The 5,177-nt window shown below is 65.6% G+C and carries 3 protein-coding genes and 1 pseudogene; 1 reads left to right on the forward strand and 3 read right to left on the reverse strand.

What is annotated here, in order from left to right:
• Nucleotides 1–2 precede the first annotated feature (2 nt).
• Both ltrA and ACJ73U_RS30595 read right to left on the reverse strand, forming a co-directional pair.
• A complete protein-coding gene (gene ltrA / locus ACJ73U_RS30590) occupies nucleotides 3–1,475 on the reverse strand; it encodes a group II intron reverse transcriptase/maturase (protein ID WP_407781198.1) in 1,473 nt (490 codons plus the stop codon).
• 722 nt (nucleotides 1,476–2,197) lie between these two features.
• Nucleotides 2,198–2,473, reverse strand: a pseudogene (locus tag ACJ73U_RS30595) (transposase); the annotation flags it as partial.
• 115 nt (nucleotides 2,474–2,588) lie between these two features.
• Between ACJ73U_RS30595 and ACJ73U_RS30600 the strand changes: the two are divergent.
• Nucleotides 2,589–3,686 (forward strand): integrase core domain-containing protein, encoded by a 1,098-nt coding sequence (locus ACJ73U_RS30600; protein WP_407781199.1) that lies wholly within the window; start codon nucleotides 2,589–2,591, stop codon nucleotides 3,684–3,686.
• Here ACJ73U_RS30600 and ACJ73U_RS30605 read toward each other — a convergent pair.
• Nucleotides 3,576–5,177: hypothetical protein (locus tag ACJ73U_RS30605; RefSeq protein ID WP_407781200.1), on the reverse strand; the 1,602-nt coding region annotated here is incomplete at its 5' end. The genes ACJ73U_RS30600 and ACJ73U_RS30605 overlap by 111 nt on opposite strands.

Genomic DNA, 5,177 nt, shown 5'->3' on the forward strand with positions numbered 1-5,177 from the left:
CGTCAGGCTGGAGTCAGCCGCGTGAACGGGTTGGGGATCTTGGTGCCTCGGTAGCGGTAGCGGGTGACCGTCACCGATGCCGGGTTGAACACCGCGACCCCGCCTGCCGCGATCGGCAGCCACCGCCCAGCAGGAGTGGTGAACCGGCGACGGAACACCTTCCACGTCCAGCGATGCCGCTTGCGTAACCAGCGGATGATGCGCCACTCAACGAAATGACGCAGCCGGTCAAGGGTGTGCTTGCAGACGGCATACCGGAAGTAGTTGGTCCAGCCGCGCAGGATCTGGTTGATCCTGCCGATCACCGCACCCATGTCCGCAGCCGACACACGATGTGTCAAGGCACGGATCTTCGCCTTCACCGACCGAAAGGGTCGGTCGGCGATGAACGTGTATACGTACCACTGGTTCGAGCCTCGCTTGCGTTTCCACTGGATGCGGAAACCCAAGAAGTCGAACCCGTCCATCATGTGCACAACTCGCGTCTTGCTCTCCGACAGTCGAAGACCCAACGGGGCCAGCACATGGGCGATGTCTTCGCGCAGGGCCACCACGTCATGTTCCTGGCCGTGCACGAGCACGACGAAATCGTCCGCGTAACGAACGATTCGCCACGTCGGCAGGCCCTTGGAGCGTCGATGGTTGCGCCGGTAGGTGGTGCCCATCGCCCCATCCGGCTTCCACGGCGCCATCACGTGCTCGTCGAGCGCGGACAGCGCGATGTTGGCCAGCAGGGGTGAGAGGATGCCTCCCTGCGGGGTGCCGGTGTCGGAGTCCTCACGGTCGCCGGTTTCGGTCATGACACCGGCTTTGAGGAACGCCTTCACCAACACGAGCACGCGTTTGTCCTTGACCCGAGCGCGCACCCGGTCCATCAGGGCCGTGTGATCGATCGAGTCGAAGCACGCCTCGATATCCGCGTCCAGCACCCACTGATAGCCGCGGGAGCCGAACATGTGGATCTCGGCGATCGCGTCCTGCGCCCGCCGCTTCGGCCGGAACCCATACGAGACCGACAGAAAGTCGGCCTCGAAGATCGGCTCCAACGCCAGCTTCAACGCCGCTTGGACCACCCGATCCGCGATCGTGGGAATCCCCAGCTTGCGGAGTTTCCCCGAACCACCCGGCTTCGGGATCCTGCGCTCCCGCACCGGCACCGGCCGGAACGAGCCCTCCTTGATCGAAGTGCGCAGATCGTCCAAGAACCCCGGAACCCCGATGCGCTGTTCGACATCAGCGGTGGTGAGGCCGTCGATGCCGGGCGTGTTCGCGCCTCGGTTTCCCGCGACCCGAGCGAACGCCACGATCAGCGTCGCCGGGTCATGCACGAAGTTGAACACATCATCAAACCGGCGGCCAGGATCGGCCGCCGCCCAACGGTGAAGCTTGGCCTGCATCTCCGATACCCGCTGCCACGGCCCCATGGTCGGGGCCTTGGCCGGGGCACCACCATTCGATGGTGCGTCTTTCGGCATTACAGCCACCATCTCCCATCTGATCGCTGTCGCCCTTCCCCATGCACCGGGCTTTCCCCGGCTCGGAGTACTACGGCGACTCCGCCCCGAACCGAACCGATCGGCTGACGGTGAGCCCAGCCCGCCTGTCCACGCTGGATACATGGACAAGCAGGCAAGGTCCGGAACGGTTCCCGTGTTCACTGTGGTTCGCTCGATCGAGGAGGAGCCCGACTCTGCCCCTGCGGCCTCGCCGCGCCTACGCCGCAGACCTTCAGCGCGGCCTCCCGGTCACCGGCTTCACGATCCCCGGAAGTTCCCCAACAACCCGCAAGCTGCCGAAGACGCGCCGCTCCCGGCCCACATCCACCAGGTTCGAGCCGGTTGACAGCGTTGAGGGGCGTTACAACATCGGTTCCTCGCGTACTCCTCTCGACCCCGCTCGCCGGACCCACACCATCTGGCAGTACTGGCGCACCCCGGCTTTGTCAGGGCTGCTCCCAGCCTCCCCGGCACCTCCCGGATCAGCCTGCCCTCAGCTCCTACCAGGCCGCTGCGACAACCTGGCGACGAAGGTCTCTCACCTCCACTCAAACCACAGCACCTCACGGCGCACGAAACCCGCCCTGAACGCCTTCGAGATCGCCTTCGACGGCCGCCTGGCCGCCGGACGCCAGTAGTTCCCTTCACCCCCCGAGTGGGACTGTTTCAAGATCGGCTCTGGCGCACTTTCGGTGGTGGTGTTAGCCGAGGAGGATTCGGTGGCGCAGGAGGGCAAGGCTGGCTCGTCCGTACATCTGTCGCTTGAGCAGCTTGGTCTTGGTGTTCACGCCTTCGGTGCGTCCATTGTGGTGAGTGAGGGTGACAGCAGCGGTGACGGCGTCGGTGTCTTGGTCGATGCCTCGGGTGAAGGAGTGCACGTGAGGTAGGTCCGCTTCGCGTGCGGCGGTGATCCATTCCGTTAACCGAGCCGGGTTGTCCGTGCGGGGAGTGAGCAGAGCTGCGAAGGAGCGCACAAAACCTTGTGCCTGCCGAAAACCTCATCCATGCAGGTGACAGAGGGTTTACAGAGACCCATACGCGGATGCAGTCGTGATCATGCCGCTGCGGATGAGCACGGCATGATGACCCGCCATGCTGCTTCGACTGGCCTACCTCAGCGTGACCAACGCGTTCGCCCTACTGCGCCTGCTACCCGTAAGCGACCAGGACAAGGACGTGGAGATCCTCGTGCTACGGCACCAGATCACCGTCCTGGAACGCCAACTGGGCAAAACTCAACTTCGGTTCTCCCCCGCCGATCGAGCGTTCCTCGCGGCGTTGCTGCACCGGCTCCCGGCGAAAGTGCTTCGTCAGTTCAAGTTGCCGGTACGCCCGGAAACGGTGCTGCGCTGGCATCGAGACCTGCTCGCCCGCCGCCACGCGGCCAGATCTCGCCCCAAGCGCCCCGGCCGTCCACGGACCGTGCGCTCGATCCGACTCCTGGTATTGCGTCTGGCACGGGAGAACCCCACCTGGGGCTACCGCCGTATCCACGGCGAACTGCTCGTACTCGGCATCAAGATCGCCGCATCCACGGTGTGGCAGATCCTCAAGGACGCTGGCATCGACCCGGCACCCGATCGCACCTCCATCACCTGGGCCGACTTTCTCCATTCCCAGGCCGAAGCCCTGCTGGCCTGTGACTTCTTCGAAGTCGCGACCTTGAGCGGCACCCGCCTGTACGTGCTCGCGGTCATCGAACACAGCAGTCGCCGGATCCGTGTTCTGGGCGCCACGGCGCACCCGACCGCAGCGTGGGTCGCCCAAGCAGCGAAGAACCTCGTGATGGACCTCGAAGACGCGGGCAGCTCCGCACGGTTCCTGATCCGAGACCGCGACGGGAAATTCCCTGCCCTATTCGATGCCATCTTCGTCGATGCGGGCATCCAGGTTGTCCTCAGCGGAGTCCGCATTCCGCGCATGAACGCGATCATGGAACGCTGGATCCAGAGCTGCCGCCGCGAACTCCTCAACCGCACCCTCATCTGGAACCAACAGCATCTGCTCCACGCCCTGCGGGAGTACGAAAAGTTCCACAACACGCATCGACCCCACCAGGGCATCGCTAACGCCCGACCCCTACACGCGCTCCCACATCCGACCACCGATCAGACAGCAGTCACCCAGCTCGACATCCGCCGACACCAGCGACTGGGCGGCATCCTCAACGAATACCACCACGCCGCCTGACCTGCACGGACGACATTTTCGGCAAGCACAGCGTTGTGGATCACCGCGGCCACCGGCCTTCTCTCCGACTTGCCAGGCGAGCATCCGACGAATGCGCACCAATTCCATCGGCGACACGACGTTCTCCGCTGCGATGATGATCTCCTGGAGGTACTCGGCCGCTTCGGCCTCCTTGCCGGCGTCGCCGAGGATGTCCGCCAGGACCGCTGCCGCCTCGAAGTCCTGGCGCTCCATCGCTCTGGCCGTAGCGCGGTGGAGGTAGTCGACCTTCTCGACGATGACGGCTTCCCAGGCGACCTCGACGAGTGCGGTCGGGTCGGCGAAGTCCACGAGGGAATGCCAGACGGTGTCCGGGGTTGGTGGTGTCTCCGGATCTTGTACTGCGGCGTCGAGTAGGTAGTCGAACGCAAGGTACTCGTCGTTTCCCATCGGCTCGAGCAGGCTGCTGGTCGCGTGCAGTGGCCGGGTCGCCCAGTCCAGTGCCCGGTCCCAGGTCTCCGCGCGATTCGTATCGCGCAGGTAGGTCTCGTGCAGGTCCTTGAGCACCGTGAGGGGCACGGGTCGGTGGTAGCCGGCTCGGCGTAGATCGACAGCGGCGGTGACCAGCGCTGCCCCGCGGGCTTTGGTCGTGGTGTCCCGCGCGTCCTTGAGGTCCTGGACGAGTTCCGGGCCTGCTGCCATGTGCTCGGCCAGGCCGTGGCGGTCGGCGTTCGCGAGTGCTGCGGCGATGCGTGGATCGTCTGCGAAAGCGGCTGCGGCCTCGCGTTCGCGCACCGACCACCTGCGGGGAAGACGGATCTCGGTGGTGACCGTGTCGAGGATCTCCCGGCCTGCGCGGGCGAGCCGTTGTCCGGTGTGGTCACGGGAAAGGTCATGCCGTTCGCTGAGCCGCTCCCGTTCGTGCGTGCGCATGGTCGCGAGCACGATGACGTCCTTCTCGATGAGGCTTCGGATGTCCGATACGGACAGTCCGCCGACGCCCAGGTAACGGTCGAGGTCGTCGAGCCACAGCACGCTCGGCCGGTTCTCCAGTGCGGCCGTGATGGCCGCGGTGACCGTGCCGTTGGGAACCACGCACACATGCTCGCGCAGGCAGGCTTTCATCGCTTCGAACGCTAGCCGCGTCTTCCCTGCCGTGGAGTCCCCCACGACGAGGACGAACCTGCCGGTCCGCAGCGCCTCCACTAGTTCAGGCAGACGATCCCGCTCGACGAACGGCGGCACAGGGTCGCCGTCGACGCTGGCGGCGCGATGCACACGGAGACGGACCGGGTCCGTGAGGCGATCGACTCGAGCGACGTACAGGCCAGCCGATGTCGTCCGAGCGGTTAGCTGAGCGCGGCCGCGGTCGGAGATCACGCCTGCGACCATGCCGCCGACGGCCACGACGACCGCCAGCACGATGCCCGGATACATCTGGCCGACCGCCGACAGCACCGCGGTCACCACCGCCGCCGCCGTGAGCAGCCACCAGCCTCGCGACCGGCGCCA

Source organism: Actinophytocola sp., from assembly GCF_045807065.1.
Taxonomy (GTDB): domain Bacteria; phylum Actinomycetota; class Actinomycetes; order Mycobacteriales; family Pseudonocardiaceae; genus Actinophytocola.

Excerpts from the sequence above, each read along its gene's own strand:
- ltrA (WP_407781198.1), bottom strand. The coding sequence starts at position 1,475 with ATGCCGAAAGACGCACCATCGAATGGTGGTGCCCCGGCCAAGGCCCCG.
- ACJ73U_RS30600 (WP_407781199.1), top strand. The coding sequence starts at position 2,589 with ATGCTGCTTCGACTGGCCTACCTCAGCGTGACCAACGCGTTCGCCCTA.